The sequence below is a fragment of the Sphingobacteruim zhuxiongii genome, assembly GCF_009557615.1.
Lineage (GTDB): Bacteria > Bacteroidota > Bacteroidia > Sphingobacteriales > Sphingobacteriaceae > Sphingobacterium > Sphingobacterium zhuxiongii.
The window spans coordinates 4195945-4222890 of record NZ_CP045652.1 but is presented as its reverse complement, the minus strand read 5'-3'; the positions used below and the strand labels follow the sequence as shown (position 1 = coordinate 4222890).

General features: G+C 39.7%; 20 protein-coding genes, 2 tRNA genes and 3 rRNA genes. 9 read left to right on the top strand and 16 right to left on the bottom strand.

Going from position 1 to position 26946, the window contains the following annotated elements; all coding sequences use genetic code 11:
* Positions 1 to 906: 906 nt before the first annotated feature.
* From GFH32_RS17775 to rrf, 5 genes are all read left to right on the top strand, one after another.
* Positions 907 to 2435: ribosomal RNA gene (locus tag GFH32_RS17775) — 16S ribosomal RNA — on the top strand.
* 131 nt (positions 2436 to 2566) lie between these two features.
* Positions 2567 to 2643 (top strand) — tRNA-Ile (locus GFH32_RS17770).
* 13 nt (positions 2644 to 2656) lie between these two features.
* Positions 2657 to 2730, top strand: a tRNA-Ala gene (locus GFH32_RS17765).
* Between the two features lie 224 nt (positions 2731 to 2954).
* Positions 2955 to 5836 (top strand): 23S ribosomal RNA (locus GFH32_RS17760).
* 98 nt (positions 5837 to 5934) lie between these two features.
* Positions 5935 to 6046: ribosomal RNA gene (gene rrf, locus GFH32_RS17755) — 5S ribosomal RNA — on the top strand.
* Together the 16S, 23S and 5S rRNA genes with 2 tRNA genes alongside form the textbook arrangement of a ribosomal RNA operon.
* 463 nt (positions 6047 to 6509) lie before the next feature.
* Here rrf and GFH32_RS17750 read toward each other — a convergent pair.
* A complete protein-coding gene (locus tag GFH32_RS17750; RefSeq protein WP_153512878.1) occupies positions 6510 to 6902 on the bottom strand; it encodes an SRPBCC domain-containing protein in 393 nt (130 codons plus the stop codon).
* Positions 6903 to 6957: 55 nt separating this feature from the next.
* On the opposite strand from GFH32_RS17750, the gene GFH32_RS17745 reads away from it, so the two are divergent.
* Positions 6958 to 8325 carry a methyltransferase RsmF C-terminal domain-like protein gene (locus GFH32_RS17745; RefSeq protein ID WP_153512877.1) on the top strand — a complete coding sequence of 456 codons (1368 nt, stop codon included), beginning with the start codon at positions 6958 to 6960 and terminating at the stop codon, positions 8323 to 8325.
* 6 nt (positions 8326 to 8331) lie between these two features.
* Here the strand turns inward: GFH32_RS17745 and coaBC are convergent, their stop codons facing one another.
* The 3 genes from coaBC to GFH32_RS17730 are packed head-to-tail and all read right to left on the bottom strand — an operon-like array spanning position 8332 to position 10832.
* Positions 8332 to 9537 (bottom strand): bifunctional phosphopantothenoylcysteine decarboxylase/phosphopantothenate--cysteine ligase CoaBC, encoded by a 1206-nt coding sequence (gene coaBC, locus GFH32_RS17740; RefSeq protein ID WP_153512876.1) that lies wholly within the window; start codon positions 9535 to 9537, stop codon positions 8332 to 8334.
* A 9-nt stretch (positions 9538 to 9546) separates the two neighbouring features.
* Positions 9547 to 9873: a DNA-directed RNA polymerase subunit omega gene (locus tag GFH32_RS17735; protein ID WP_153512875.1), complete on the bottom strand. Its 327-nt coding sequence runs from the start codon at positions 9871 to 9873 to the stop codon at positions 9547 to 9549.
* Between the two features lie 29 nt (positions 9874 to 9902).
* Positions 9903 to 10832, bottom strand: coding sequence for an outer membrane protein assembly factor BamD (locus GFH32_RS17730; RefSeq protein WP_153512874.1), 930 nt, complete (start codon positions 10830 to 10832; stop codon positions 9903 to 9905).
* A 212-nt stretch (positions 10833 to 11044) separates the two neighbouring features.
* Here GFH32_RS17730 and GFH32_RS17725 point away from each other — a divergent pair, with 212 nt between their 5' ends.
* On the top strand, positions 11045 to 11320 hold the full coding sequence (locus GFH32_RS17725; protein ID WP_153512873.1) for a NifU family protein: 276 nt from the start codon (positions 11045 to 11047) through the stop codon (positions 11318 to 11320).
* A 121-nt stretch (positions 11321 to 11441) separates the two neighbouring features.
* The gene (locus tag GFH32_RS17720; RefSeq protein WP_228384167.1) at positions 11442 to 12047 is read left to right on the top strand and encodes a hypothetical protein; all 606 of its coding nucleotides are present in this window, start codon (positions 11442 to 11444) and stop codon (positions 12045 to 12047) included.
* On the opposite strand, the gene GFH32_RS17715 is transcribed toward GFH32_RS17720, so the two are convergent.
* The 12 genes from GFH32_RS17715 to polA all read right to left on the bottom strand — a co-directional run bounded on the left by GFH32_RS17715 (position 12044) and on the right by polA (position 25902).
* Positions 12044 to 13273: an FtsX-like permease family protein gene (locus tag GFH32_RS17715; protein ID WP_153512871.1), complete on the bottom strand. Its 1230-nt coding sequence runs from the start codon at positions 13271 to 13273 to the stop codon at positions 12044 to 12046. The genes GFH32_RS17720 and GFH32_RS17715 overlap by 4 nt on opposite strands.
* Before the next feature lie 4 nt (positions 13274 to 13277).
* Complete coding sequence (locus tag GFH32_RS17710; protein ID WP_153512870.1) at positions 13278 to 13919, bottom strand: MBL fold metallo-hydrolase; 642 nt, start codon at positions 13917 to 13919, stop codon at positions 13278 to 13280.
* Positions 13920 to 13934: 15 nt separating this feature from the next.
* Positions 13935 to 14516, bottom strand: coding sequence for a gliding motility lipoprotein GldD (gene gldD / locus GFH32_RS17705; RefSeq protein WP_202111285.1), 582 nt, complete (start codon positions 14514 to 14516; stop codon positions 13935 to 13937).
* Positions 14504 to 15250: a shikimate dehydrogenase family protein gene (locus tag GFH32_RS17700; RefSeq protein WP_153512869.1), complete on the bottom strand. Its 747-nt coding sequence runs from the start codon at positions 15248 to 15250 to the stop codon at positions 14504 to 14506. The genes gldD and GFH32_RS17700 overlap by 13 nt, the downstream gene beginning before the upstream one ends.
* Positions 15250 to 16656 carry a tetratricopeptide repeat protein gene (locus GFH32_RS17695; RefSeq protein ID WP_153512868.1) on the bottom strand — a complete coding sequence of 469 codons (1407 nt, stop codon included), beginning with the start codon at positions 16654 to 16656 and terminating at the stop codon, positions 15250 to 15252. Before GFH32_RS17695 ends, GFH32_RS17700 begins: the two co-directional genes overlap by 1 nt.
* Before the next feature lie 216 nt (positions 16657 to 16872).
* Positions 16873 to 18255, bottom strand: a complete 1383-nt coding sequence (locus tag GFH32_RS17690; RefSeq protein WP_153512867.1) for an OmpA family protein — start codon at positions 18253 to 18255, stop codon at positions 16873 to 16875.
* A 231-nt stretch (positions 18256 to 18486) separates the two neighbouring features.
* Positions 18487 to 19503 carry an inorganic phosphate transporter gene (locus GFH32_RS17685; protein WP_153512866.1) on the bottom strand — a complete coding sequence of 339 codons (1017 nt, stop codon included), beginning with the start codon at positions 19501 to 19503 and terminating at the stop codon, positions 18487 to 18489.
* A gap of 30 nt (positions 19504 to 19533) precedes the next feature.
* Positions 19534 to 20181 carry a DUF47 domain-containing protein gene (locus GFH32_RS17680; RefSeq protein WP_153512865.1) on the bottom strand — a complete coding sequence of 216 codons (648 nt, stop codon included), beginning with the start codon at positions 20179 to 20181 and terminating at the stop codon, positions 19534 to 19536.
* A 76-nt stretch (positions 20182 to 20257) separates the two neighbouring features.
* The gene (locus tag GFH32_RS17675) at positions 20258 to 21283 is read right to left on the bottom strand and encodes a sensor histidine kinase (RefSeq protein WP_153512864.1); all 1026 of its coding nucleotides are present in this window, start codon (positions 21281 to 21283) and stop codon (positions 20258 to 20260) included.
* A gap of 32 nt (positions 21284 to 21315) precedes the next feature.
* Positions 21316 to 21918 carry a phosphatidylserine decarboxylase gene (locus tag GFH32_RS17670; protein ID WP_153512863.1) on the bottom strand — a complete coding sequence of 201 codons (603 nt, stop codon included), beginning with the start codon at positions 21916 to 21918 and terminating at the stop codon, positions 21316 to 21318.
* A 63-nt stretch (positions 21919 to 21981) separates the two neighbouring features.
* Positions 21982 to 23091, bottom strand: coding sequence for a toxin-antitoxin system YwqK family antitoxin (locus tag GFH32_RS17665; RefSeq protein ID WP_153512862.1), 1110 nt, complete (start codon positions 23089 to 23091; stop codon positions 21982 to 21984).
* A 9-nt stretch (positions 23092 to 23100) separates the two neighbouring features.
* On the bottom strand, positions 23101 to 25902 hold the full coding sequence (gene polA / locus GFH32_RS17660) for a DNA polymerase I (RefSeq protein WP_153512861.1): 2802 nt from the start codon (positions 25900 to 25902) through the stop codon (positions 23101 to 23103).
* A 122-nt stretch (positions 25903 to 26024) separates the two neighbouring features.
* On the opposite strand from polA, the gene rsgA reads away from it, so the two are divergent.
* Entirely contained in the window at positions 26025 to 26945 is a 921-nt protein-coding gene (gene rsgA, locus GFH32_RS17655; RefSeq protein WP_153512860.1) for a ribosome small subunit-dependent GTPase A, read from the top strand.
* Position 26946 lies beyond the last annotated feature (1 nt).

Genomic DNA, 26946 nt, shown 5'->3' with positions numbered 1-26946 from the left:
TACCCCTAGCTTAACCCAATTTCGATTATTTTCAAGGCTTGAGCTGTGGCTGAGTTTTACTGAACCTCTGCTTTTAGCTACTAATTTTTGTAATCCTTAAGCGGGTAGGGGATGTTTTATAGAAGAGAATGGGACGATTTTTTATCGACGATGCAATATTCTTTTACTTTTTTAGCCTCCTTAACGATCATGCAACCCTTATTTTTAAGACCCTGAAAACAATCTTGCGGCTATTTTAACTAATTTCTGTTAGCAAAAGCTGGATACAAGTCTTAGCGACAACAGCGCTACTAATCCGCCTTTAGGTATCCAAAACGGCTGTTTCTGTCCGATTATCCCTTTCCTTTAGGCCTTTTATTCAAATTTATCCATCACATCTATAGCGAGTTACGCAAAAGCCTAAAAAATATTCGTTGCTAGGTCTTGGAAGTATGGGATTAAAGTCCCTATCTTTGCACCACTCCGCAAGGGAGGGACGGTTAAAACAACCATGACATCGGGAAGGTAAGTAGACAAATTTTAGGGTATTATTCTTTAGAAAATGTGACTTAAAAAAAGCTCAAAAAATATTTTAAAATAAATTTTGCAGATTAAAAAAAACCTTCTACCTTTGCAGTCCCAACTACGGGGAACGGCGGAAAGCGCAAGGCTTGACACCGACAAAAAATGAAAGTTTGAAGAGTGAATTCGTTCACCAGACAACATAGAAAAAGCAGAAGCGAGATGCGGAAGCGATAAGTTCTTTAAGAAATAATGATCAAGTAGCGCAGCGAGTAGACGAAAGTCGAAAGTTGAAACAAGAAGATTTTTTTAAATCAATTCAACCAGATCGGAACCAGGGAAACAGATATTAATACAAAGACAATTCTATTTTTTATAAATAGTCTTGATCTTACACTTCATTTTACAATGGAGAGTTTGATCCTGGCTCAGGATGAACGCTAGCGGCAGGCCTAATACATGCAAGTTGAACGGGATCCAGATGGTAGCTTGCTATCATTTGGTGAGAGTGGCGCACGGGTGCGTAACGCGTGAGCAACCTACCCATATCAGGGGGATAGCCCGAAGAAATTCGGATTAACACCGCATAATACTACAGAATGGCATCATTTAGTAGTTAAATATTTATAGGATATGGATGGGCTCGCGTGACATTAGCTAGTTGGTGAGGTAACGGCTCACCAAGGCAACGATGTCTAGGGGCTCTGAGAGGAGAATCCCCCACACTGGTACTGAGACACGGACCAGACTCCTACGGGAGGCAGCAGTAAGGAATATTGGTCAATGGACGCAAGTCTGAACCAGCCATGCCGCGTGCAGGATGACTGCCCTATGGGTTGTAAACTGCTTTTATCGAGGAATAAACCTATCTACGTGTAGATAGCTGAATGTACTCGAAGAATAAGGATCGGCTAACTCCGTGCCAGCAGCCGCGGTAATACGGAGGATCCAAGCGTTATCCGGATTTATTGGGTTTAAAGGGTGCGTAGGCGGCACTTTAAGTCAGTGGTGAAAGACGGCAGCTTAACTGTCGCAGTGCCTTTGATACTGAAGTGCTTGAATGCGGATGAAGACGGCGGAATGAGACAAGTAGCGGTGAAATGCATAGATATGTCTCAGAACACCGATTGCGAAGGCAGCTGTCTAAGCCGTTATTGACGCTGATGCACGAAAGCGTGGGGATCAAACAGGATTAGATACCCTGGTAGTCCACGCCCTAAACGATGATAACTCGATGTTTGCGATATACAGTAAGCGTCCAAGCGAAAGCGTTAAGTTATCCACCTGGGGAGTACGCTCGCAAGAGTGAAACTCAAAGGAATTGACGGGGGCCCGCACAAGCGGAGGAGCATGTGGTTTAATTCGATGATACGCGAGGAACCTTACCCGGGCTTGAAAGTTACTGAAGGATGCAGAGACGCATCCGTCCTTCGGGACAGGAAACTAGGTGCTGCATGGCTGTCGTCAGCTCGTGCCGTGAGGTGTTGGGTTAAGTCCCGCAACGAGCGCAACCCCTATGTTTAGTTGCCAGCATTTAAGGTGGGGACTCTAAACAGACTGCCTGCGCAAGCAGAGAGGAAGGCGGGGACGACGTCAAGTCATCATGGCCCTTACGTCCGGGGCTACACACGTGCTACAATGGATGGTACAGCGGGCAGCTACATAGCAATATGATGCCAATCTCGAAAAGCCATTCACAGTTCGGATCGGGGTCTGCAACTCGACCCCGTGAAGTTGGATTCGCTAGTAATCGCGTATCAGCAATGACGCGGTGAATACGTTCCCGGGCCTTGTACACACCGCCCGTCAAGCCATGAAAGCTGGGGGTACCTAAAGCATGTAACCGCAAGGAGCGTGTTAGGGTAAAACCGGTAATTGGGGCTAAGTCGTAACAAGGTAGCCGTACCGGAAGGTGCGGCTGGAATACCTCCTTTCTAGAGCCTGATTCCGGCTCGTCTGCGCCACAATTGATCGTTTAAAAGAAAAAAGAGAAACACATTAGAAGAAAGTACCCACCCACCGTAAGGTTGGGATGAGGTCCTAGAGAAGATGAGAAAGATAAGCTAGTCCCGTAGCTCAGTTGGTTAGAGCACTACACTGATAATGTAGGGGTCAGCAGTTCAAATCTGCTCGGGACTACCATCAACACACGGACGGGGAATTAGCTCAGCTGGCTAGAGCACCTGCCTTGCACGCAGGGGGTCAACGGTTCGAATCCGTTATTCTCCACGAGTCATCAAAGATGAGGGTGTTTAGCAAAGAGGGATTAGATAGAGTGTCTATAAGACATACAATATCTAATATCTAACTACTAAGATCTGAATCACTAATGAAGACAAAGAGTTCTTTGACATATTGAAAGAAAAGAGACACAAGAGAAGACAACAGAAGTTTGTTCTACTTGTAGAACAAGCAAAAGCAACCTATCACTTAGCAAAAGGGGTGATAGTGTGAAGAAAGTAAATAAGGGCACACGGGGGATGCCTAGGCTCTCAGAGGCGATGAAGGACGTGATAAGCTGCGATAAGCTACGGGGATTGGCAAATGCGAATTGATCCGTAGATTTCCGAATGGGGCAACCTAATATACTGAAGGTATATTGTATAATACGCGAACGCGCCGAACTGAAACATCTAAGTAAGCGTAGGAGGAGAAAATAATAATGATTTCCCAAGTAGTGGCGAGCGAACGGGAAAGAGCCCAAACCTATATTGTTACGGCAATATGGGGGTTGTAGGACCACGATATTGTACTGTGCTATGAACTGGAAGCAGGTGGGAAACTGCGCGATATGGGTGATAGCCCCGTACAGGTAAAGAATACAGACATAGTGGTATCCTGAGTACCGCGGGACCGGAGAAATCCTGTGGGAATCTGCCAGCACCATCTGGTAAGGCTAAATACTCCTGAGAGACCGATAGTGAACCAGTACCGTGAGGGAAAGGTGAAAAGAACCTCGAACAGAGGAGTGAAAAGAACCTGAAACCGTGTGCTTACAAGCGGTCGGAGCAGACAAGTTCTGTGACGGCGTGCCTTTTGCATAATGAGCCTACGAGTTACTCTTGTCCGGCAAGGTTAATTGATTAAGTCAAGGAGCCGAAGCGAAAGCGAGTCTGAATAGGGCGCATAGTCGGATGAGGTAGACGCGAAACCTTGTGATCTACCCTTGGGCAGGTTGAAGGTGCAGTAACATGTACTGGAGGACCGAACCGATAAACGTTGAAAAGTTTCCGGATGACCTGAGGGTAGGGGTGAAAGGCCAATCAAACTGGGAAATAGCTCGTACTCCCCGAAATGTTTTTAGGAACAGCGTCGGCATTGAGTCTAGCAGAGGTAGAGCTACCGATTGGGTGCGGGGGAGTCAAATCCTACCAAATCCAGACGAACTCCGAATGCTGTTAGATATGGCCGGCAGTGAGGCTTTGGGTGCTAAGGTCCAAGGCCGAGAGGGAAAGAACCCAGACCATCAGCTAAGGTCCCAAAATGTAGTCTAAGTTGAACTAACGAGGTCCGGTTGCCCAGACAGCTAGGATGTTGGCTTGGAAGCAGCCATTCATTTAAAGAGTGCGTAACAGCTCACTAGTCGAGCGACCGGGCGTGGATAATAAACGGGCATCAAGATTACTACCGAAGCTATGGATTACAATTTATTGTACTGGTAGGGGAGCATTCTATAGGGGGTGAATCCGCAAGGTGACTTGTGGTGGACTTTATAGAAAAGCAAATGTAGGCATAAGTAACGATAAGGCGGGTGAGAAACCCGCCCACCGAAAGACCCAGGTTTCCTGATCAACGCTAATCGGATCAGGGTTAGTCGGGGCCTAAGGCTTATCCGAAAGGAGATTGCCGATGGACAACGGGTTAATATTCCCGTACTATTAATAACTGCGATGTGGTGACGGAGTAGTGACACTGCCGCGAACTGACGGAATAGTTCGTTGAAGGACGTAGGTATTGGACTGGTAGGCAAATCCGCCGGTCTAGCTGAAATCTGATAGTACAGCAAACCCTCGGGGGCGCTGATAGTGCAGGTAAGCAGACTTCCAAGAAAACCCGCTAAGCTTCAGGTTATTAATACCCGTACCGCAAACCGACACAGGTGGTCGAGGAGAGAATCCTAAGGTGCTCGAGTGAATCATGGCTAAGGAACTCGGCAAAATGGCCCTGTAACTTCGGGAGAAGGGGCGCTTCCTCCAGCGATGGAGAAGCCGCAGTGAAAAGGCCCAGGCGACTGTTTAGCAAAAACATATGGCTTTGCGAAATCGAAAGATGAAGTATAAGGCCTGACACCTGCCCGGTGCTGGAAGGTTAAGAGGGGATGTCATCCGCAAGGAGAAGCATTGAATCGAAGCCCCAGTAAACGGCGGCCGTAACTATAACGGTCCTAAGGTAGCGAAATTCCTTGTCGGGTAAGTTCCGACCTGCACGAATGGTGTAACGATCTGGGCGCTGTCTCAGCCATGAGCTCGGTGAAATTGTGGTATCGGTGAAGACGCCGATTACCCGCAACGGGACGGAAAGACCCCATGAACCTTCACTATAGCTTAACATTGAAATTGGGTACAGGATGTGTAGGATAGGCGGGAGTATGTGAAGCGGTTTCGCTAGGAATCGTGGATACAACCTTGAAATACCGCCCTTTCTGTATTCGGTTTCTAATCCCGCATTGCGGGAGACATTGTTTGGTGGGTAGTTTGACTGGGGTGGTCGCCTCCAAAAAGGTAACGGAGGCTTTCAAAGGTAAGCTCAGTACGCTTGGTAACCGTACGAGGAGTGCAATGGCATAAGCTTGCTTGACTGTGAGACCAACAAGTCGACCAGGGTCGAAAGACGGACATAGTGATCCGGTGGTTCTGTATGGAAGGGCCATCGCTCAAAGGATAAAAGGTACTCTGGGGATAACAGGCTGATCTCCCCCAAGAGCTCATATCGACGGGGAGGTTTGGCACCTCGATGTCGGCTCGTCACATCCTGGGGCTGGAGAAGGTCCCAAGGGTTGGGCTGTTCGCCCATTAAAGTGGCACGCGAGCTGGGTTCAGAACGTCGCGAGACAGTTCGGTCCCTATCTGTTGTGGGCGTTGGAAGTTTGAGTGGATCTGACCTTAGTACGAGAGGACCGGGTTGGACGGACCGCTGGTGAACCTGTTATGCCGCCAGGTGTACGGCAGGGTAGCTACGTCCGGGATAGATAAGCGCTGAAAGCATCTAAGTGCGAAACTAGCCACGAGATGAGACTTCCTTATAGGGTCGTTGTAGATGACGACGTTGATAGGTCATAGGTGTAAAGGTTGAAAGACCAAAGCCAAGTGATACTAATAGCCCGAAGCTTTCCAATGCAGATAGTCTGTTGTCCTCTCTCTTTTTGAATCTTTTCTTTCAATAACATGTCATTGTTACTGTACTTGAACAATCAAGTATAGAACATAAAGATATTCAGGTGCCTATATCGGCGGTGTCCACCTCTTCCCATTCCGAACAGAGAAGTTAAGCCCGCCAGAGCCGATGGTATTGCCGTAACAGGTGGGAGAGTAGGTCGGCGCCTATTTTTATACGAAAAGCTCGTTATCGAAAGATGACGAGCTTTTTTGTGTTATAGATATTAGATGTTAGACATTAGATATAAGACATTAGATATAAGATGTAGGGCGTGATTGCTGGTATCTGTCTAGTGGAGATGTTGATTCATCGGTCTAATGTCTGATATCTTATATCTAAAATCTAAGATAGTAGAGAGTAGATGTTTTTCTTATTTAAAGATGTCGAAAACATAGGTCTAATATCTAACATCTAATGTCTTCCATGTAAATAGGCAGTAGCACAGTAGAATAAGATAAGGAACCACGATTCCCTAGGACGAATAGTCCCATGGAGTTTTAAAAAAAAAGTGGTTTAAGAGAATGCTATCTCCTAAACCACTTTCAACTATAATTGCATTATAGATAAGAAAAGTATAAAAACGGTCAACTGTATTTAGAGATCGACATTTGTCTAATATCTAACATCTAAACTTAGCTTATTTCGTCTTCTTCGTAGAATTCTAGTAGAGAACCTACATAAGTATCAGTCCATCCGTCGGCAATTTCATCGAATGCTTCGTCGGGGATATTGACATGATTGACTTCAAAGGATGTTCCCTTTTTATGTTCGTGGAGTTTTATGGTCACAATAGATTGTTCCTCTTGTTCTCCAAAGTACCATTCTTGTACAATCTTTTCAAAGGGTTCAAGGCTAATGAATTTACCTTGTATGGCGCCATCCCACAATGAGAATTCGCCACCAACCTGTGGATCTATTTCCACTAAATCACCAGTCCATAATCGAATCGTTATTTCTGTTGTTAATGCTCGGTATATCTCTTCTGGACTCGCCGGTATAACATAATATTTCTTAAAATTTCTCATTGTTGTTTTGAAAAAAGACAATTTCCGTAAATTTACGCAGATTTATTAGCAAAGCATGAGTAATTTCCTTCCGAATTCCCTTATTAAACGACTTAGTCAAAATCCCACCTTCGACAACGACGCTTTTATAGCGGTACATGAAGATAGAAGTCAGATCACTACTATTCGGATAAATCCATTCAAACCTATTGAATTGGATTTTTATCTTTCTGAGGGGGTTGGTTGGTGTGATAAGGGTTACTATTTACCTGCTAGGCCACAATTCACGCTTGATCCATTATTTCATGCCGGCGCTTATTATGTTCAAGAGGCATCTTCCATGTTTATTGCGCATATTATAGAAGAATTAGAGCTAAATAAGGAGGCAATTATGGCTGTTGATGTCTGCGCAGCTCCTGGAGGGAAGTCTACTTTGTTAAATTCCTTTTTGCACGAGGATAGCTTGCTTCTCTCGAATGAAATCATCAAAAGCAGGTCAATTGTCCTTCAAGAAAATTTAATGCGCTGGGGGACCGCTAATACAGTGGTGAGCAATAATGATCCGTCTGCTTTTAATCGCTTACCTGGATTCTTTGATTTGATGCTAATTGATGCCCCTTGTTCAGGGTCTGGTATGTTTAGGAAGGACGAGGATGCGATAGATGAGTGGTCTGAAGGGAACGTGAAGTTGTGCAGCGAACGGCAACAACGAATATTGTCGGAGGCTTTGGTTTCGTTGAAGACGAACGGTTATTTGATATATTCAACATGTTCATATTCCGAAGAGGAAAATGAAATGATATTAGATTGGCTTTCAGATGAGTTTGAAATGGAATCAGTGAATGTTTCCTTAGATCCGTCTTGGGGTATTGAAACGACTTTGTCATTAAGACATCAGGCAACTGGTTATCGTTTTTATCCGCATAAAGTGAAAGGAGAGGGCTTTTTTGTTGCGATCTTGAAAATGAAGCAGGTTCAACCTACCTTTTCATTGAAGAAACTGAAGGTTGAAAAGTCACCCGTTCCTAAAAATGCCTTAACATCTTGGGTGAAGGATTCGGATCGTTTTGCAACACTAGTTCATCACGATACTATACATATCTCTTCAAAGGAACATGAATTGGCAATAAAAGCATTTCAACAAGTATTGTATTTGAAGAATGCGGGCACAGCTGTGGGAAAGTGGTTAGGGAAGGAATTGGTTCCGAGCCATGACTTGGCATTGAGCATTCATTTATCTGGAGAGATTAACGCGATAGAATTGAATCTAGATCTGGCTAGAGATTATTTGAGAAAAGAATCGATCCCTCTTGATGTATTTGATCAAGTTAAAAAGGGATGGTGCATTATCAAATATAAAGGTTTAGCTATTGGATGGATTAAAGTTTTAGGAAATAGAATAAATAACTATTACCCTAAAGAGGTTAGGATAGCAAATTTATAGATTGAATTATTTGCTTTGTATTTGACTTGCGATTATGTCACAAAGATCTGTAGCAACGGCGTCTTTCGATTTAAGATCGAAATGAATAATTTCGCCTGTTTGATCTATTACAGTTACCTTATTTGTGTCGTGAGCGAATCCTGCTCCTTTGTCTTGCATGGAGTTTAAGACAATGAAATCTAGATTTTTTCGCTTAAGCTTATCTTTTGCGTTTTCAATTTCATTGTTCGTTTCTAAGGCGAAGCCAACCAACAGTTGGTCGTCTTTCTTCAATTGCCCCAATGTCGCTAGGATATCTGTTGTCTTTTTTAAAGCGATTGAGAAATGATCCTCTTTCTTTTTAATCTTTTGTGTTGCGACTTCTTCTGGGGTATAATCAGCAACAGCGGCACTCATTACCGTAATATCAGAATTAGGAAACTCATCGATACAGACATCTAACAATTGTTTTGCTGAGGTAATATCGATCCTGTTGACGCCTATTGGGGTTGCAAGGGATGTTGGTCCACTTACTAGAGTTACATCAGCTCCAAGAGCATTTAGTTTCTCTGCAATTGCAAAACCCATCTTACCACTTGAATGATTTCCAATGAAACGAACCGGATCAATAGCTTCATGTGTTGGCCCAGCGGAAACCAATGCTTTTTTGCCTTTTAGAGGTTTTGACTGCCCTAAATTGTTCTTAATAAAGTGCAATATCTCCTCAGGTTCTGCTAAGCGTCCTTCGCCAACCAAACCGCTCGCAAGCTCTCCTTTTCCTGGGGGAATAACTTGATTTCCGAATTGCTTTAGAAGATCGATGTTATGTTGTACGGCGGGATGTTTCCACATATCTAAGTCCATTGCCGGGGCGAAGTATACAACACCTTTCGCAGATAGATAAGTCGCTAATAACAAATTATCACATAGACCTTGTGCACATTTAGCAATTGTATTAGCGGTCGCAGGTGCGATTAGGATAAGGTCTGCAGATTCTGCAATATGGACATGATTATTCCATTCCCCTGTTGTTTTGTTGTAGTAATCTACAAAAACGGGGTTATTGGATAATGTTGAAAGCGTAAGTGGAGTGATAAATGAACAAGCTTCTTCGGTCATGATAACCTGTACAGAAGCATTTTCCTTGCGTAGAAGTCTAATTAGACTTGCAATTTTATAAGCGGCAATACTGCCGCTTACGCCAATTACAATATGTTTTCCTTGCAAGGACATGGTATAAACCTATTCTTGCTCTTTAGATGGGTTTCTAAAGTATACTTTATCATGTAAAAACTCGTCAATCGCTACTAACGATGGTTTTGGCATACGTTCGTAGTGTTTAGAGATTTCAATTTGCTCACGGTTTTCAAATACCTCTTCCAAATTGTCATTGCTACTTGCAAACTCAGAAAGCTTTTGGTTCAATTCTTCCTTGATATCGACAGAAATTTGGTTAGCACGTTTGCTGATTACTACGATTGACTCGTATAAGTTATCAGTTCCTTTATCCAACTCTCTTAAATCTCGTGTTACCGTACTATTTGCAACTGAAGTTTTATTCTGGCTCATATTTAAAATGATATTATTTACAAAGATAATTAATTCTTCTCTTTATTTTCCTCGGAGGAAGCTTGTCCGCTTGTTGAAGTAGATATACCTAATTCTTCTTCTTGTTGTTTTCTCAATTTCTTGTCTTCCTCAACACGTTTGATTGCTAAAGAAATTTTGCGTTCAGCACTAGATCTTAATCCTTTTAATTCGCTGCCGTATTTACTTTCAGGGAAGTGCTCAGAAAAGCTCTCAAAGTAGTCAAGCATTTGGTTAAATCGCTCTTCCTGACGATGCGCATAGCTATTATCAGCAAACAAGTACTGTGATTTGATTAATAGATACTCAACATCTTCCGCATGCTTCGTGTCTGGGTATTGTTTTAGAACATTCTCCAATGCAATTACCGCTGCACGGTAATCATCTGGAAGCCCCATATTATAATACAATTTTGCATTGTCAAATGCTTTCTTTTCCAATTTATCGCGTAAAGTCTGAATAAGTTCGGATGCTTCTTTAGCACGATCAGATTCAGGATATAGATTCACGAATAATTGAAGCTCTTCTATCGCCTTACGTGTGTTTTCTTGGTCTAAATTTGATCTCGGAGAGTCTAGGTAGAAACAATAAGCAGACATGAATCGACATTCTTCTGCACGTTGACTGTTCGGGTAATTTTGAGCAAATTGTTTGAAATGGTATCTCGCAGAAATATAGTCTTTTAGCCTATAACTTGCATAAGCAGTATAATAAGCAAGGTCTTCTGCATCCGCAGTACCTCGATAACGCGTTAACAAATCTTCAAATAAAGTCAAGGCTTTTGAATACTTCTCTTTCTCGTAGTATTTAATAGCTTCTTGATATTTCATTTGTATATTATTGCTGGCACGTAGTTTTTCGAATTTGCTTTTGCAGCTTCCAAAAACAAATAGCAATGAAGCGCCGACAATTAGGCTAAATACATGATTCTTTAAAAACATCTCACAAAGATACGTCAATTAATACTAATTTTCAATTATATTTTGGTGCTAAAATAGTTGAATTCTATGGAGAAGAAGCTTTGTTATCATGCTTTTAACAATCTTTAACTAAGAATCAGGCAAAGTCAGTGGATTGTTGAATTACGAGGCGTAAACTACATTTGTTGAAAAAATAACTATATTTACTATTAAATTCTATTAAAAATATTAAAATGACCTTATTAGAGAGAGTAGAGCAGGCACTGGAGTCTATCAGACCTTATTTGGAAACTGATGGTGGAAACGTTTCTATCGAGGAAATTACACCTGACAATGTAGTCAAATTGAAGTTGCTTGGAACCTGTGCGAGTTGCTCGATGAGCATAATGACATTTAAAGCGGGATTGGAACAGGCGATTAAAAAGGCAGTTCCAGAGATCGTTTCTGTCGAAGCAATCAACTTGACGGATATTAATGACCCTAATGCAATTACTCCGAATCAATTGTAATTAAAATGATAGATGCCGTTAACACAATTTAACAGCGTCTATAATTCGTTTTCATTAGTTTTGTGAGTAAATGAATTTATATCTGAAAATTTTATCTGTATGCGTTTTGCTGTGTTTATGTATGACTACATTTGCACAGGAGAAGCGTATTGTGCAATTTTCTGGAATTATTTCTGCCGTAAGTACCGACGTCGCTGTGCCTTACGTAACGCTTAGGAACACTTCTTTTGGCAATGAAACCTATTCTGCGAATCATGAAGGCTATTTCACTTTTGTCGTACGTACAGGAGATATTATTGAGCTTTCTTCAATTGGATATGCCACGTTGGCTATTACTATCCCTCAAACTTCAACCGATAAATACACGTTAAATATAGAGTTGACGCCATTGGTAAAAGAGCTCCCAGTTGTCACAATTGGGCGTCCCTTGCCATGGGCAAGTATTGAGGAATTTAATCGAGAGTTTCTGGCGCTAAATGTCGGTGCTGATGATATTCTTTCTGCTCAACGAAACTTGTCTCCGCAGGCCTTAGCAGCATTATCTAAGATTGTTCCAAGAAGTGCCGATGAGATTCAGGCTTATAATAATTTCCAAAGGCATATCAATATGTCAAATAAAGCCATTAACCAGAATTTTGCAAATCCATTGCTGAATCCTTTTGCTTGGGGACAGCTGATTAATCAAATCAAAAGAGGGGACTTTAGTCGCGAACGCCTCAAATACTAGTTAGAATCTAGTTCTTCAATTTTCTTAAATCCTTTGATACTTAATTTTGATGCCACATAGGAAACTATGATGGACACGAGTAATACCGTTAGAAAGATGATTACGATGTCATAGTATCGAACGTCTACAGGGTATGCGTCAAATAGCGATCCCTCATTAGTCTGTACAAATCCATATTTCTCTTGCAAAACACAAAATATTAGGCCTAACGTTCCACCAACGACACTTCCGATAAGAGCAATTAATACTCCCTGGTAGAAAAAGATGTTTTGAATCAATGTTCTATTGGCTCCTAGGCTATTTAAAACGACCATATCTTGCTTTTTGTCTATGACTAGCATCGTTAATGATCCAATAATGTTAAATATGGCTATTATTCCAATTATGGTTATAATAAAGAACACAATCCACTTTTCTGATCGAACGGTTTTATAAAGTGTTGGATTTTGTTGTTCCCGGTTTTTGACGATATAGTCTTTTCCGATAAGTGTTTGTATTTCGTTTTGAAGTGTTTTCGAATTATCGTTTGCTCCAAATAGTTCGATGGCGGAAATGCTATTGTACTCATTCAATAGATCTTTAGCGAAGTCAATAGGCACTAAGATAAGATCATCGAAACCTGGTTGGAATTTTAAGATTGCACTTGACGCGATTGTTCTTGTCCTAATCTCATCAAGGGGATTAATACTTGTAGCAGACGCGTTTTTATCGGGTATATGAAGCGTTAAGTAGTTTTCGTTACCCTGAAGTGGTACTTGGAGGTTAGCTTGCACTTGAGCGCCTAGAATAGCGTAATTCGCACTGTCGATTCGAACATCTAGTTGCCCCGCGAAGAGCATCTCTTGAGAAGCATGTCGATGTATACTTTCGGGTTCAATTCCTTTAATACGTCCAATAAATTGCTGATGATTATACTCTGCTAATATCTTATCCTCTAGGACTTCTGTATAAGATTGTATTTTTGGATTGGATCGAAGGGTTTTGAACGTTTCATTGGAAGTCGAGAAGACTTTTCCTTTCGCCGGTTCTATCCTCAGTTCTGGAGAAAAGATGCTGTATTGGGAAAGAATAAACTTTTCCAAACCATTGTAGAAGGATAATACGATAACTAGTGCAGCAGTGCTTACTAAAACACCGACAACACTAATCGATGAAATAATGTTGATAGCATTAACTGATTTCTTCGAAAATAGATAGCGTTTTGCGAAAAAAAGTGCTAATCTCATGAACTTACCCTCTGATAAATGGATTACTTAATTTTTCCTCTTTGATTGTAGTAGAAGGACCGTGTCCTGGATATACGATAATATCTTCGGGAAGTGTGTATATTTTATTAGCAATACTATCTAGTAGCTGTTGGTGATTGCCTCCAGGTAAGTCTGTTCGTCCGATACTTCCACGGAATAACACATCGCCTCCAATTAAAAATTTATATTTTTCACTGTATAAACATAAGTGTGCTGGGGAATGACCGGGAGCTAATATAAAACGTATGGTTTCATCTCCAATTGTTAATGTATCCTGTTCTGTTAAGAAAGTTTCAGGTATTGGTGAAGGTTCGTAACGTATCCCCATCTGAGGAGCATAGTTTTGTACTTGAATAATAAGAGGGAGCTCTCCTTCGTGAAATTGTGGAGTCAATCCATATGTTTCTGCTACATATTTATTTCCCAAGACATGATCTATATGTCCATGGGTATTTACCAAAGCGATTGGTGTTAACCCTTCCGTTTCAATATAATCTGAAAATTGTTTTTCTTCGATATAATTGTGCATACCTGGATCAACGATAAGACAGTTTTTGTGCTCATCTATGATTAAGTAGGTATTTTCCTGATAGGGATTAAATACAAAGGTCTTTATCTGCAACATGCTCAAAAATAGACATTATTTCCATTTTACACTATGAATTAAGTGTTTTATATCAGCTTTTAAAAAGTCGAGAACAGGTTGTATGGAGTCGAGATGGGGTTTCTCATTGAAATAAAGAGCTCCGCGGAGGTAGTGTTTACTGCTGTCAGAAATAAAAAATTGATAGTTTGACGCTGTATTTCCTCCGATTAAATACTGTATTCCGTAAACATCATGGGCAGGGATACTAATCGTCGACTGATCTATAGCGGTTGCTTTTGGAGTATGTTTAAATGCAAATGTTCTTGCATCTTCCGAGAGTTGTTGGAAAGTAGCTTTAGAATCTATTGGAAAATAACTAAGATGTAGAGTCGCATTAAATTGGGGAAACTCAATGTTATTCCAGCATCTATTTTTATTATTTTTTTCGTCATTAGCTAGCTTAGCATAGTCCGGTATCTCTAATTCATATGGACAATTTAAAGCTGCCTTTCGATAGGATTTCTCCGGTAAATTAATTCGATAAAACCCTTTTGGTTTAGGGCTATAATCTTGTTTTCCGCAACTAAAGATTAGTACGGTGATAGATAAAAGCAGAATATATTTTATTGATTCCAAATTATCCAGTTTTGCTCAGCTTGTAACACCAGCATTTCATAGCCATTCTTAATTGATGCACCTCTCTCTTTTCCCTTTTTAAGAAAAAGTGTTATTTCTGGATTATAAATCAAATCGTAAAGGAGATGTTTATCACTAATTCCTTCATAAGGAATGTCGGGGCATGCGTCTATATTTGGAGCAGTTCCTACAGGACTGCAATTGACTAGTAATTTATGATCTCTTATTATTTCTTCTGTAAGTTCAGGATAAGAAATTGTGTCTTCTGACTTCGTACGGCTAACAACTTTAAACTCGATGTTTAGCTTTTCTAAAGCGTAACAAACCGCTTTAGTTGCTCCACCATTTCCGAATATTAGTGCTTTACTATGGTTACTATTTAAAATGGGCTCCAATGAATTCATGAAACCGATTACATCAGTATTGTATCCGATAAGTTTTGGTTGGTCATTCTCACATTGTTTAATTTGAATGCAATTGACAGCACCAATTGATTTCGCTTCCGGGGAAAGTTCATCAAGATAAGGAATGACACTCTGTTTATATGGTATAGTTACATTTACACCATAGAACTCCTTGTCGTTCTGATATAAACTGGGGAATTCTTCTATTTTAGAAATAGGGTATAGATCATAATCTATACCCTCAATATTTTCTGTTTCGAACTTCTCTTGATAATATTTTTTGGAAAAGGAATGTCCCAGGGGATATCCTATTAACCCTAGTTTCCTCATTATTTCTCTGTGAATTTTTTTATGATATCGATAATCACCTTATTTCCTTGTAATTGGGGTAGATATTCGAATAAGATATGGTGTTTGTCGGGATTATTATGCAATGCCATTTCTAGGAAATTCAAAGCTTCATTGTATTGACCTGCTGCAAATAAATAGGCGACTAATCGATAATATAGTAAGGCCTCATCGGGATTACATTTGATCGCTTCATAGATTACTTCTATCGCCTCATTAAGCTTAGACTGTTCATATAATAGTGAAGAATAATCTAACCATGCTTCGATATCGGTGCTATTCAGTTCAACGACTTTTGAATAAGCCTCCAGCGACTCGTCGAATTGTTTTAATTTATATCGTGCATCAGCTATCGCAAACCAATAATCAGGATTTTCATCATCTATCTCCAATGCTTTCTTATAGAAATGTAAAGACTCGAAATACCGTTCTTCAAAATCTAGGGTTACTCCAATGCCGAACCATGCGTCACTTTGATTTGCATCTAATTTGACAGCTTTTTTATAATATTGACGAGCTTCGTCCATACGTTCAAGCTTCTCGTAGCACTCTCCAATCGCACAATTCGTATCGGCCGTTGCAGGTTCATACTCAAATGTCTGTTTATATACATCAATTGCTTCTTGATAGCGGTCTAAATTAACCAGGGCATTCCCTTTGTTAAAGTAAGCTGATGAGTAGTTTTCCTTAATTAAAATAGAATAATCATACGCATCTATGGCTGCGTCAAATTGCTCTAGCTTATGATATGCATTACCTAAATTATACCAAGCAGTGTAAGAGTATGGATCCGAGTCAATGTATTTATTATAGAAAGCAACGCTCTCTTCCTGTTTCTCCAATACATCATAACAGAAGGCGATCTCATACAATGCATCATGATTTTCATGATTTAAAGCAAGACATTTTTGTAAATAGTCAATTGCTTTTTGATAAGAACCCTGCATTTGGTAGAGGCCTGCTATTTGATAGTAGATTTCATCGGGACTATCACTTAGTTCTAATGCTTTGAAGAAGTTCTCTTCAGCAAGACTATGATCTTGTAATGATGATAGAATTGTGCCTCTAATCAAATAGATATCCGATTCGGAAGGTTCCAGTAGTTCGGCTTTTGATAAAGATTCTAAAGCTTGCTCAAATTGCATAGTGCTTGCGAGCAGCTGCGCCTTCTTTAAAAGAAACATGGTTTCAAAAGGATGTTGTGCCGCCGCAAATTCTACTACTTGTAAGGCTTTTATTGGATCATTCTTAGTGATATAATAGTCGATGATGCTTTCAAATGCCTTCGCGTCGAAAAAATATTGATCCTCATTCCGCAGCATTTCTTCATAACGATCGACAGAAACTTTTTGTTCTTCTGGTGATCCAAATTCAAAATCTTCTTCCATTATTCTCCTCTCTTTATATTATTCAACCTAATGTCTCTATTCAATGATGAAAATAATGTTTTTTAAGTTTTGAAGCTTAATTTATTTTCAACATATCCACATTATTAGACTAAGGTCACGCGCAAAGGTAAACTAAATAATGTAAAGTGTGTGTAAAATAGGAAAGCCGATCCCAAAGGATCGGCTTTCCATATTATCTAATAATTGCTTTTACAATTATTTTTTGATCTCAACACGACGGTTTTGAACGCGACCTTCTTCAGTATCATTAGATGCTACTGGGTTAGCCTCACCATTTCCGTTAGCTGTAATGCTTGATGCAGATACTCCAGCGTTAACTAAGTATTGTTTTACTGCATTTGCACGGTCTTTAGATAAGTTTAAGTTGTAAGCTTCAGTACCTTCTGCTGATGCATAACCATCTAAAGTTACAGATGAATTGTTATCACGTAAATCTTTAGCTAATTTATCTAAAGTTGCGTAAGATTCAGTTTTCAATACTGAGCTATCGAATTCGAATTGAATTGGAGCGAAGTAACCTGAACCACTTTCAGTCAATTGTTGTGCTTCTGGGAATTTGATAGGACATCCTGAACCATCAACTACTGTACCAGCAGGAGTTCCTGGACATTTATCAAATTTATCAGATACACCGTCACCATCAGAGTCTTTGCTTAATTGATCAACTGTACCTTCTAAAGTAGATACGCGTTGTTTCAATGCTTCAACTTCGTTACGTAATGAAGGATCTTTCAATTCATCATATAAAGTAGCAACTGGGTTTGTGAAAGTTAAGCTTTCTTTATCGCGTGAACCTAAAGTGAATTCTAAACCACCGTATACGTTAGAGAATTTTTGTTTTCCATCGTAACGTACTGGACCGTACAACAAGTTATCATCAGTGAAGTTCATTGTGTAACCTAAGTTCAAGGCAACAACTTCAGATAATTTAAATTTAACACCAACACCTACAGGAATAAATCCAGTTAAACGGTTATCACGGTCACCAGTAGCTTCACGATCTCCGAATACTTCTTCACCCCATTGACCTTCGTTGTTATATACTTCTGTACCTGTGAAGTCGTTGTTCGAGAATTGAACTGGGTTATGAGCCATAACACCTAAACCAACTTTAGCGTAGAAGTTAACTGCATTTTCTCTTCTCATGAAGTCGATAGTACCTAATTGGAATACACCATTTAAGCTAGCAGCCCAGTTTACTGATGTTTCAGCAGATTTCGCTAAAAGACTGTTCTCAACACCACCATTAGCAGCTAATTCATGGTTGTAAGTTTTAATACGACCACGGTTACCTTCTAGTTCTAAACCGAATAAGTGAGAAAATTGTTTACGAATTGTTAATCCGTAGTACTCTCCAACTTTATTTTGGAAGTAACCAACCTTTTGTCCAAAACCATTTTGTCCACCTAAAATTGTGTTAGGCGTAGTGATACCACCTTGAACACCGATTGACCAAGTTCTGTATTGTGATCTACCACCAAATACAGTTGGGGTTTGTGCTTGTGCAGTCTCTGCGAAACCTAAAGCGGCTACTAAAGAAGCTGCAACAGCTGTTTTTTTAATTGTAGAATAGTTCATACTCTTTTTTTTAAGGTTATTAAAATTTTTAATTGTTTCTAGTTGTAAAATCAATTTAACAAAACTTAACAATAACGATGCCAAAAAATGTTAACTTGGTAAAATCCTGATTTTGTACATTTAAAACCCGGCTTTTGACGCGTAAAAATACTTATAAACAACATAGCACGCAAATTTTTTGTTAAATCTTTATTATTTAACAATAAAATGCATTGCGATGTACGTAATTTACTACAGGATGTAATGAATAACCGCTAATGTAAGCCCGCCTAATAATGCACTGACAGGGATTGTTAGAATCCATGCCCATAGCAAACTGATCGTTACACCCCAGCGAACAGCCGACACGCGCTTTACAACACCAACCCCGATTATGGAACCAGTTATGGTGTGTGTAGTAGAAGCAGGGATTCCAAAATGCTCTGTAATACCTAGAGTAATCGCTCCCGCTGTTTCCGCACTCACGCCTTCTAGCGGAGTCACTTTAGTAATCTTTGTTCCCATCGTTTTAACGATTTTCCAGCCACCACTCATTGTTCCTGCTGCGATTGCAGCGTAACATGCAAGAGGTACCCATCCTGGCATGGCTTCAAAATTCGGTATTACGTTTTCAGCGATCAATGCTGTCGCAATAATACCCATTACCTTTTGAGCGTCATTACCTCCATGAGCAAAACTCAATCCTGCGGATGAGATTAACTGTAGAATCTTAAACCACTTCTCAGCGATACTGGGTCTCGATTTTTTACAAATATTAATGATAATAAGAGTAATGATAATCGCGATCGTCATACCGATTATTGGCGCAAGAACGATAAATGATAATATCTTTAATGTCGCGTTTATGTTGATTGCCTCAATCGGGTTAGTACCCATAAACACAGCATATGCCATACCCGATCCCGCGAAACCACCAATTAATGTGTGGCTAGAGCTAGAAGGGATACCGTAATACCAAGTGAATAGGTTCCAAGAAATTGCGGCAACTAAACCGGCGAATATAACCTCGAGGGTGATATATTCTTCAATGACCGTCTTTGCAATGGTGTTTGCGACTTTGTGGTCAGTGAAGACGAAGTAGGCTACGAAGTTGAATATGGCTGCCCATAGTACTGCCATAAAAGGCGTTAATACTTTCGTAGAAACAATCGTTGCAATTGAATTGGCTGCATCGTGAAAACCGTTGATGTAATCAAATGCAATGGCCAATACAACAACAACAATTAATAATGTTGAAATTGAATCCATCTGTTATAATATGTTGAGGAAGAATCGCAATTATGCGTTCTTAACTAATATACTTTCCAATACGTTGGCAACATCTTCACACTTGTCTGTTGCATCTTCCATGGCAGATAAAACCTCTTTGTACTTAATAAGGTTGATTGCATCTTTCTCGAATTCGAATAATTCTGCAACTGCTTTATCAAAAATATAATCAGCTTTATTTTCAACGCTATTGATTCTAACACAAGAATCGGTGATATTACGAATGTTCTTTAAATCTTTAAGTTCGAATAGCGCTTTTGCAACGTGTTCTGTAGCCTCCAAGATTAAACTAGAAATTTCTTTCATCGGCTCACTCGTGTTGATAACCTTATAAAGTTCCATACGGTTGGATGCGCCATGAATAAAGTCGGCAACGTCGTCCAATGAGCTTGCTAATGCATGGATATCTTCTCTATCAAATGGTGTGATGAAGTTTTTTCCTAGTTCTAAATGGATTTGGTGGGTTAGGTTGTCACCTTTATGTTCCAAATCTTCCAACAATTTCGAATTGTTTGTTCTTAATTGTAAATCAGATGTATGAACACTTTCCTTCAATAGCTTAGCCATATCAATTAAATTTGAGCCAGCTTGCTCAAATAAAGGAAAGAATTTTTTGTCCTTAGGGACAAAATACTGAAAAATGCTGTTCAAAGACATATACTTGTTATTTTAGTAGCGCAAAAATATGGACTTAATGTTAAGTTAATGTTAAGTTTTCTGTAACAACACTTTGTTAGGCTTTTTCTAAGGTAAACGAAAATGTTGTACCGATGCCTTCGGTGCTCCGAACATGCACGTTTTGTTGATGTGCTTCAATAATATGTTTAACAATTGCGAGACCTAAACCAGACCCGCCGATGTCGCGTGATCTGCTTTTATCGGTTCGAAAAAACCGCTCAAAAACACGAGGAAGGTTCTTTTCTTCAATACCTTGTCCATTATCTGTAATCTCTATTAGAATTTGATCGATTAGTGGTATTGCTTTTATTTGTGTTTTTCCACCGCGGCTTCCGTACTTAATCGAGTTATCGATTAAATTTACTAAAACTTGTTGAATTTTTTTTCGATCTGCCTTAACAAGTATCGGGTTATGACTCTTCGGATTGAATTTTAATTGAATTTCACTGTCGCTTGCTTTATCTTCTAGATAGTCGATCGTCTCACGAATTAGAATTTGAATATCAAACTTTTCCTTACTAATTAGCACTTGCCCCGATTCTAATTTTGCAATTTCATCCAGGTCGTGAATCAAATAGCTCAAACGGTCTAAGTTTTTTGACGCCTTCTTTAGAAAGGATACAGCCATATCTGGATTGTCTTCAATCATTCCGTCTTGTAAAGTCTCTATATACCCCTGAATCGCAAATAGGGGAGTTTTAAATTCATGTGAAATATTGGATAAGAATTCCTTTCGAAATTTCTCTTGTGCCTTTAACTGATTAATTTCAGATGTTTTTTGTTTTGCCCAATCGCGAACTTCCTTTTCTGCGTCGCCAATAGGATCATCTGACTTATGATCACCCAAGGCGTCTTTAAGTTCTTTGCCAAGCTTTAAATTGTGAATTAATTTGTATACAGCCTTGATGCGTTCGTATACGAATTTCTGAAAAACGTAGTTTAAAAGCGAGAATATTAGTATAAAGCTGATAATAGCGATAAACGCGAGGGTTGGAAGATGCTGTTCATGATAATAATTCATTCCAGCTAGCAAAAGGGAGAAAATCAAGCTGATAATTAAAATTAAGCTGCGGAAATTCATATTCAACGATCAAATAATATGGAATACTAATGCTAGATTTTTGCGAGCATAGTCTCGCCGGCTCGAATCGTATCTCCTTTTTTTGCGACTAGAACTGCAGTCGCTGGAAAATATAGGTCAACGCTAGATCCGAATTTTATTGAGCCTATTACATCGCCTTGATTTACCATTTTCTGGTTATAAAACACCGGACCTTTCCAAAAGTTTCCATCGTGTTCGACAACAACATCAATTTCGTTGTTGCTTTTTATAGATTGGCGAAATTTTCCATGGAATTCAAGACTATTCGTGAATGCGGTTCCTGAAATTGGGGCTCTTGTTAATCGAACATTGAGGGCGGAGATGGTAATTGAAATCTTAAACAGAGAATGTTCTAGATTATTTTCATCTACAATCTCGTCGATACTAGCGATTGTTCCGTCTGATGGAGCATATATTTGAGAAGGGTCTTGTTTAATGATACGCGTAGGACTTCGGAAGAAATACAATACGACTAAAAAAAGCATTCCAAATAGAATGTATATTAGTCCCTTGAATAAAGATCCGGCCTCATAATAATGCGCAAATGCACTGACAATAAAAAAGAACAATAGGACTAATGCTAAACTGGTATATCCCTCCTTGTGAAATCTCATATAAATCTATTTACGCAAATATAAAATCTGCATTTCAACTCTCCTAAAGTCAATTGACTATTTTCACTTTTTTAACTCGTTCTCACGAAAGATCTCAAAGGAATGGAATTGTAATGTATTGTCTTCCGTAACAATGACTTTTCCTTTAACCTCCAGTTGGTCCGCTATATATTCACCATCTTTAAAAGACGGTGGATAGTATTCCAACGATTTAACAACTTGTTCAAATGCCTTGCCTAGTTCCTTATGCTCAGCAAAGGGATTATTGGTCACTGTCACGCCTTTACTCACGCCTTCGCGATCAAGCATCACCTCGTAACTAAAAGGCAATTCTCCTCGCTCTGGAATCTGAATACTCGCAAATGAATTATTAAAGTAATCAATTAGGTAAATAATGAATCCAGAAAAATCATCGAAGGAGCAGTTCTTAGAAATAATGCCTTCAGCTCTAACAAAGCTCTCAATTGGAATAATTGGAAAACGTTGCTTCTTGTAGCGTTCCCCTGTAAAGTAGTCCTCACCAATAATTAATCGATTATCGAAATACTCTTCCGTTGCGGCGAGTTCACTATTTTTTTCGCTTTCATAGAAGATACTCCAGAGGCCATTCGGAATACCATTAACGAGCTTACCTTTTAGTCGTAGAAAAGGATAGCCATAAGGGTTATAGCCAGGAAAAGGAACTTTAAATTGATAATTTCCATTACCTTCTTTAACGCGTTGAACTCCTTTTTGATCGAAGAAACTGACAAATTTCGATCCCGATGCACTGTAATTCACTGTCATCAAGGGCTTGCCGTCAGGATAGAAGTAATTCCAATCACCTTGAGGCGTGTTGTTCGCGTAAGTAACCTGCCATTTTATTTGCATGTTTGGATGGTAGGCAGTGAATACGCCCTCCTTCATACCGTCTTGGTAGCTTCCTTCCAACATACGATGGCCATTCGGATAATAGTCCACAAATTTTCCGACAAACTTACTCTGACGAGTATCAAATTCTGCAACGCGTTCTATACTTTTAAATTCACAGTTCTTATCAACTAGATAATAATTCGCATCGTAATAAAAACGTAGCAGGCTATCTGCGGTCCGTTCAAAGTAAACTGGTTTGGACTCTTGTGCAAAAGACCATCCCGATGTGATAAATAGAATGAAAATAAGCAAATACCTCATGCTTAAAATTTAATGTGCTTCTAACCAGTTGTTACCTTGACCAATTTCAATTTCAATAGGGACTTGTAGTTTCATCGCATTTTTCATACGATCTGTAATGATCGTTTTGAAAGCTTCAACTTCCGATTCCGGAACATCAAAAACAAGTTCATCATGAACTTGCATTATCATTTTTCCCGCCAAGCCTTGTTGCTCAATATCATTTTGAATGTTGATCATTGCTATTTTTATCAAGTCAGCCGCGGAGCCCTGAATAGGCGCATTAATGGCGTTTCGCTCAGCGAATCCACGAATAGTCATGTTCGCAGAATTGATGTCGCGCAGATATCTTCTACGTTTCAATAGCGTTTCAACATAACCATGTTCTTTCGCAAACTCAATGATATCTCCCATGTACTTACGAATACCAGTGTATTGCGTAAAATATTGATCGATTATCGCTGCAGCCTCTTTTCTAGGGATTCCCAAACTTTGAGATAATCCGAACGCTGACTGACCGTAAATTATACCAAAATTTACAGCTTTTGCATTTCTACGCATATCAGACGTCACTTCTTCCAAGTCGATGCCGTAAACTTTAGCCGCTGTTGCTCGGTGGATATCTAAGCCCTGTTGAAATGCCTCCAACATATTTGCATCTTGGCTCAATTCTGCAATTAAACGTAATTCAATTTGGGAGTAATCGGCAGATAATATGGTCCATCCACTTTGTCGAGAGATAAAGGCTTTACGAACTTCACGCCCACGTTCTGTACGAATCGGAATGTTTTGCAAGTTTGGATTTGTCGAACTTAGACGTCCCGTTGCTGCAACAGCTTGATTGTATGAGGTATGGATTAAGCCACTATTCGGATTAACTAAACTTGGAAGAGCATCAACATAGGTCGATTTTAATTTTTGTAACTGTCTAAAATCCAGGATGTCTTTAACGATATCGGATTTATTTGCAAGTGTCAGTAAAACATCTTCGCCCGTTTTGTACTGTCCAGTTTTGGTTTTCTTTGCTTTAGGATCTAATTGTAACTTATCAAAAAGCACTTCACCGAGTTGTTTCGGAGATGCAATATTAAAGACAACACCCGCTTTTTCGTATATAGTCGATTCTAGCTTCGATACTTCGGATTCGATTTCAACAGAAAACTGTTTTAACGTTTGTTCATCAATCTTTACTCCGTTCTTTTCAATCTCCGCTAAAACATAAACAAGCGGGAATTCAACATCCTCGGCAAGCTTTAATGTTGAGGTCTCCTTCAATAAAGGTTCAAATAACTCCTTTAATTGAAGGGTGATATCTGCATCTTCAGCAGCATACTCTTTTATCTTCTCTAACTCAACGTCACGCATATTGCCCTGATTTTTTCCTTTAGGACCGATCAGTTCGGTGATAGAGACTGGTGTATATCGTAAGTAAGTTTCTGCAAGGATATCCATATTATGACGAGTATCCGGATCGATTAGGTAATGGGCGAGCATTGTATCAAACAAGGGTCCCGCAACACGAACACCATAACGAGCCAAAATCAATAGGTCATATTTTAAATTCTGTCCAACTTTTTGAATGGAGTCGTTTTGTAGAACAGGCTTAAATAGGTCGACTAAAGTATGGGCTTCTACTTTATTTGAAGAAACTGGAACATAGTACGCCTCTGAACTTGTAATAGAAAATGACATACCTACCAGTTCTGCAGTCATGGCATCCAATCCTGTCGATTCTGTGTCAAAACAAAATGATTTTACACTATTTAATGTAGATACAAGTTCTTGTTGCTTTTCTAAAGTATCAACTAATACGTAGTTATGTGTTGTCGTGGAGATATTATTTAAACTAGCCGGAACTTCTTCTGGACTTGCCTGAAGACTAGGGGCAGCATCTATATCTGAAATCGGAGCAAATAAGTCCATTTGAGCAGACTTTGCAACTGGCGAATCGGCAACAGAGAATTCATCACCGAAAACGCGCTTGCCCAAGGTTCTAAATTCCAGTTCAGAGAATAAAGACTCTAGTAGCTCACGATTGGGTTCTTCCAGTTCGAACGCTTTTTCATCTAGTTCTACAGGTACGTCTAATAAAATGGTCGCTAGCTTTTTGGAAATCAATCCCTGTTCAGAAAAGTTTTCTACGTTTTCCTTCAGTTTTCCTTTTAGCTTATCTGTATTCTGGATTAAGTTTTCAACCGAACCAAATTCTTGAACCAGTTTTTTTGCTGTCTTTTCTCCAACTCCGGGTATTCCAGGGATATTATCGACAGCGTCTCCCCAAAGACCCAAAATATCAATAACCTCATGAACATTGTTTATCTCCCATTTCTCAAGGATTTCTGGAACCCCAAGGACTTCAGCACCATTTCCCATCCTTGCTGGCTTATAGATAAAAATGTTCTCGGAAACTAATTGACCGAAATCCTTGTCAGGAGTCATGCAATAAACAGTAAAACCTAATTGTTCTCCTTTTTTTGCTAAAGTTCCGATGATGTCGTCGGCTTCAAAACCGTCCATCGTTAATATTGGTATATTAAAACCTTCAATTAATCGATTGATATAAGGAATTGATGCCGCTAAATCCTCTGGCATTTTTTCCCGATGAGCTTTATAGCTTTCAAATTCTATTTGTCTATTGGTGGGAGCGGCGGTGTCAAAAACCACAGCAATATGTGTTGGTTGTTGATTCTTCAGTACGTCTAACAAGGTGTTAGTAAATCCAAGAATTGCACCTGTATTCAAGCCATAGGACGTCAATCGAGGCGTTTTGCTTAAGGCAAAATACGCTCTATAGATTAAGGCCATCCCATCTAAAAGGAATAATTTCTTCAAAATCGTTTTTTATTAATGCGCTAACAACAAAGTTAACAAATTCAAATAGACGTAAAGATTAATAAATTTTTTCCATTTTTGCGTAGAATAATGACAGATTTAACAGGTATGAGGGATTTTATATGCGCGGTTTAGTAACGAAATCTACAGGTAGTTGGTATTTGGTTTTAGGACCTGATGACGTTCGCTATGAGTGCAGGATAAAAGGGAAATTTAGAACCCATGGGATTAAGAGTACCAATCCTGTTGCTGTCGGCGACTGGGTAAAATTTGAATTGGAACCCGGACAGCAGAAAGGAATTATAACGGAACTGGAGCCCCGCAAAAACTATATTATTCGGAAATCAGTTAACCTATCCAAGCAAACGCAAATTATTGGTGCAAACTTGGATCAGGCGATTCTTGTTGTTACACTCGCTTCTCCAGCGACCTCTACGGGCTTCATAGATCGTTTTTTGGTAACGGCAGAAGCTTACAGTATCCCCGCTATTTTAATTTTTAACAAGCTCGATTTATTCAGCGAGGAGGGATTGGAACTGCTTGATGAATTTATGGGGCTTTACGAGCACCTAGGCTATCCTTGCTATGCGGTATCGGCGCTAGAAGGAGAACATATTGAAGAGGTACGCACATTATTGAAAGACAAGACGACAGTCGTATCTGGGCATTCAGGCGTGGGTAAGTCGACATTGGTAAATGCTGTTGTTCCCGAAGCCGCTATGAAAACAGGTGAAATATCAGAATGGTCAGATAAAGGCAAGCACACGACTACTTTCGCTGAAATGATTGAATTGCCTTTCGGCGGAAAGCTTATTGATACCCCTGGAATTCGTGAACTTGGTATCGTTGATATCGAACCGCAGGAATTATCTCATTTCTTTCCGGAAATGCGCGCTTTATTGAATGAATGTAAGTTCCACAACTGTCGACATATTAATGAGCCAGGCTGCGCTGTATTGCAGGCGGTAGAGGCTGGAGAGATCGAACCCTCACGTTACGATAGCTACATTAGTATATACAACAACGAAAATAATCGAAATTAGC

Excerpts from the sequence above, each read along its gene's own strand:
- GFH32_RS17750 (WP_153512878.1), bottom strand. The coding sequence starts at position 6,902 with ATGAGAAATTTTAAGAAATATTATGTTATACCGGCGAGTCCAGAAGAG.
- GFH32_RS17745 (WP_153512877.1), top strand. The coding sequence starts at position 6,958 with ATGAGTAATTTCCTTCCGAATTCCCTTATTAAACGACTTAGTCAAAAT.
- coaBC (WP_153512876.1), bottom strand. The coding sequence starts at position 9,537 with ATGTCCTTGCAAGGAAAACATATTGTAATTGGCGTAAGCGGCAGTATT.
- GFH32_RS17735 (WP_153512875.1), bottom strand. The coding sequence starts at position 9,873 with ATGAGCCAGAATAAAACTTCAGTTGCAAATAGTACGGTAACACGAGAT.
- GFH32_RS17730 (WP_153512874.1), bottom strand. The coding sequence starts at position 10,832 with ATGTTTTTAAAGAATCATGTATTTAGCCTAATTGTCGGCGCTTCATTG.
- GFH32_RS17725 (WP_153512873.1), top strand. The coding sequence starts at position 11,045 with ATGACCTTATTAGAGAGAGTAGAGCAGGCACTGGAGTCTATCAGACCT.
- GFH32_RS17720 (WP_228384167.1), top strand. The coding sequence starts at position 11,442 with ATGACTACATTTGCACAGGAGAAGCGTATTGTGCAATTTTCTGGAATT.
- GFH32_RS17715 (WP_153512871.1), bottom strand. The coding sequence starts at position 13,273 with ATGAGATTAGCACTTTTTTTCGCAAAACGCTATCTATTTTCGAAGAAA.
- GFH32_RS17710 (WP_153512870.1), bottom strand. The coding sequence starts at position 13,919 with ATGTTGCAGATAAAGACCTTTGTATTTAATCCCTATCAGGAAAATACC.
- GFH32_RS17700 (WP_153512869.1), bottom strand. The coding sequence starts at position 15,250 with ATGAGGAAACTAGGGTTAATAGGATATCCCCTGGGACATTCCTTTTCC.
- GFH32_RS17695 (WP_153512868.1), bottom strand. The coding sequence starts at position 16,656 with ATGGAAGAAGATTTTGAATTTGGATCACCAGAAGAACAAAAAGTTTCT.
- GFH32_RS17690 (WP_153512867.1), bottom strand. The coding sequence starts at position 18,255 with ATGAACTATTCTACAATTAAAAAAACAGCTGTTGCAGCTTCTTTAGTA.
- GFH32_RS17685 (WP_153512866.1), bottom strand. The coding sequence starts at position 19,503 with ATGGATTCAATTTCAACATTATTAATTGTTGTTGTTGTATTGGCCATT.
- GFH32_RS17680 (WP_153512865.1), bottom strand. The coding sequence starts at position 20,181 with ATGTCTTTGAACAGCATTTTTCAGTATTTTGTCCCTAAGGACAAAAAA.
- GFH32_RS17675 (WP_153512864.1), bottom strand. The coding sequence starts at position 21,283 with ATGAATTTCCGCAGCTTAATTTTAATTATCAGCTTGATTTTCTCCCTT.
- GFH32_RS17670 (WP_153512863.1), bottom strand. The coding sequence starts at position 21,918 with ATGAGATTTCACAAGGAGGGATATACCAGTTTAGCATTAGTCCTATTG.
- GFH32_RS17665 (WP_153512862.1), bottom strand. The coding sequence starts at position 23,091 with ATGAGGTATTTGCTTATTTTCATTCTATTTATCACATCGGGATGGTCT.
- rsgA (WP_153512860.1), top strand. The coding sequence starts at position 26,025 with ATGCGCGGTTTAGTAACGAAATCTACAGGTAGTTGGTATTTGGTTTTA.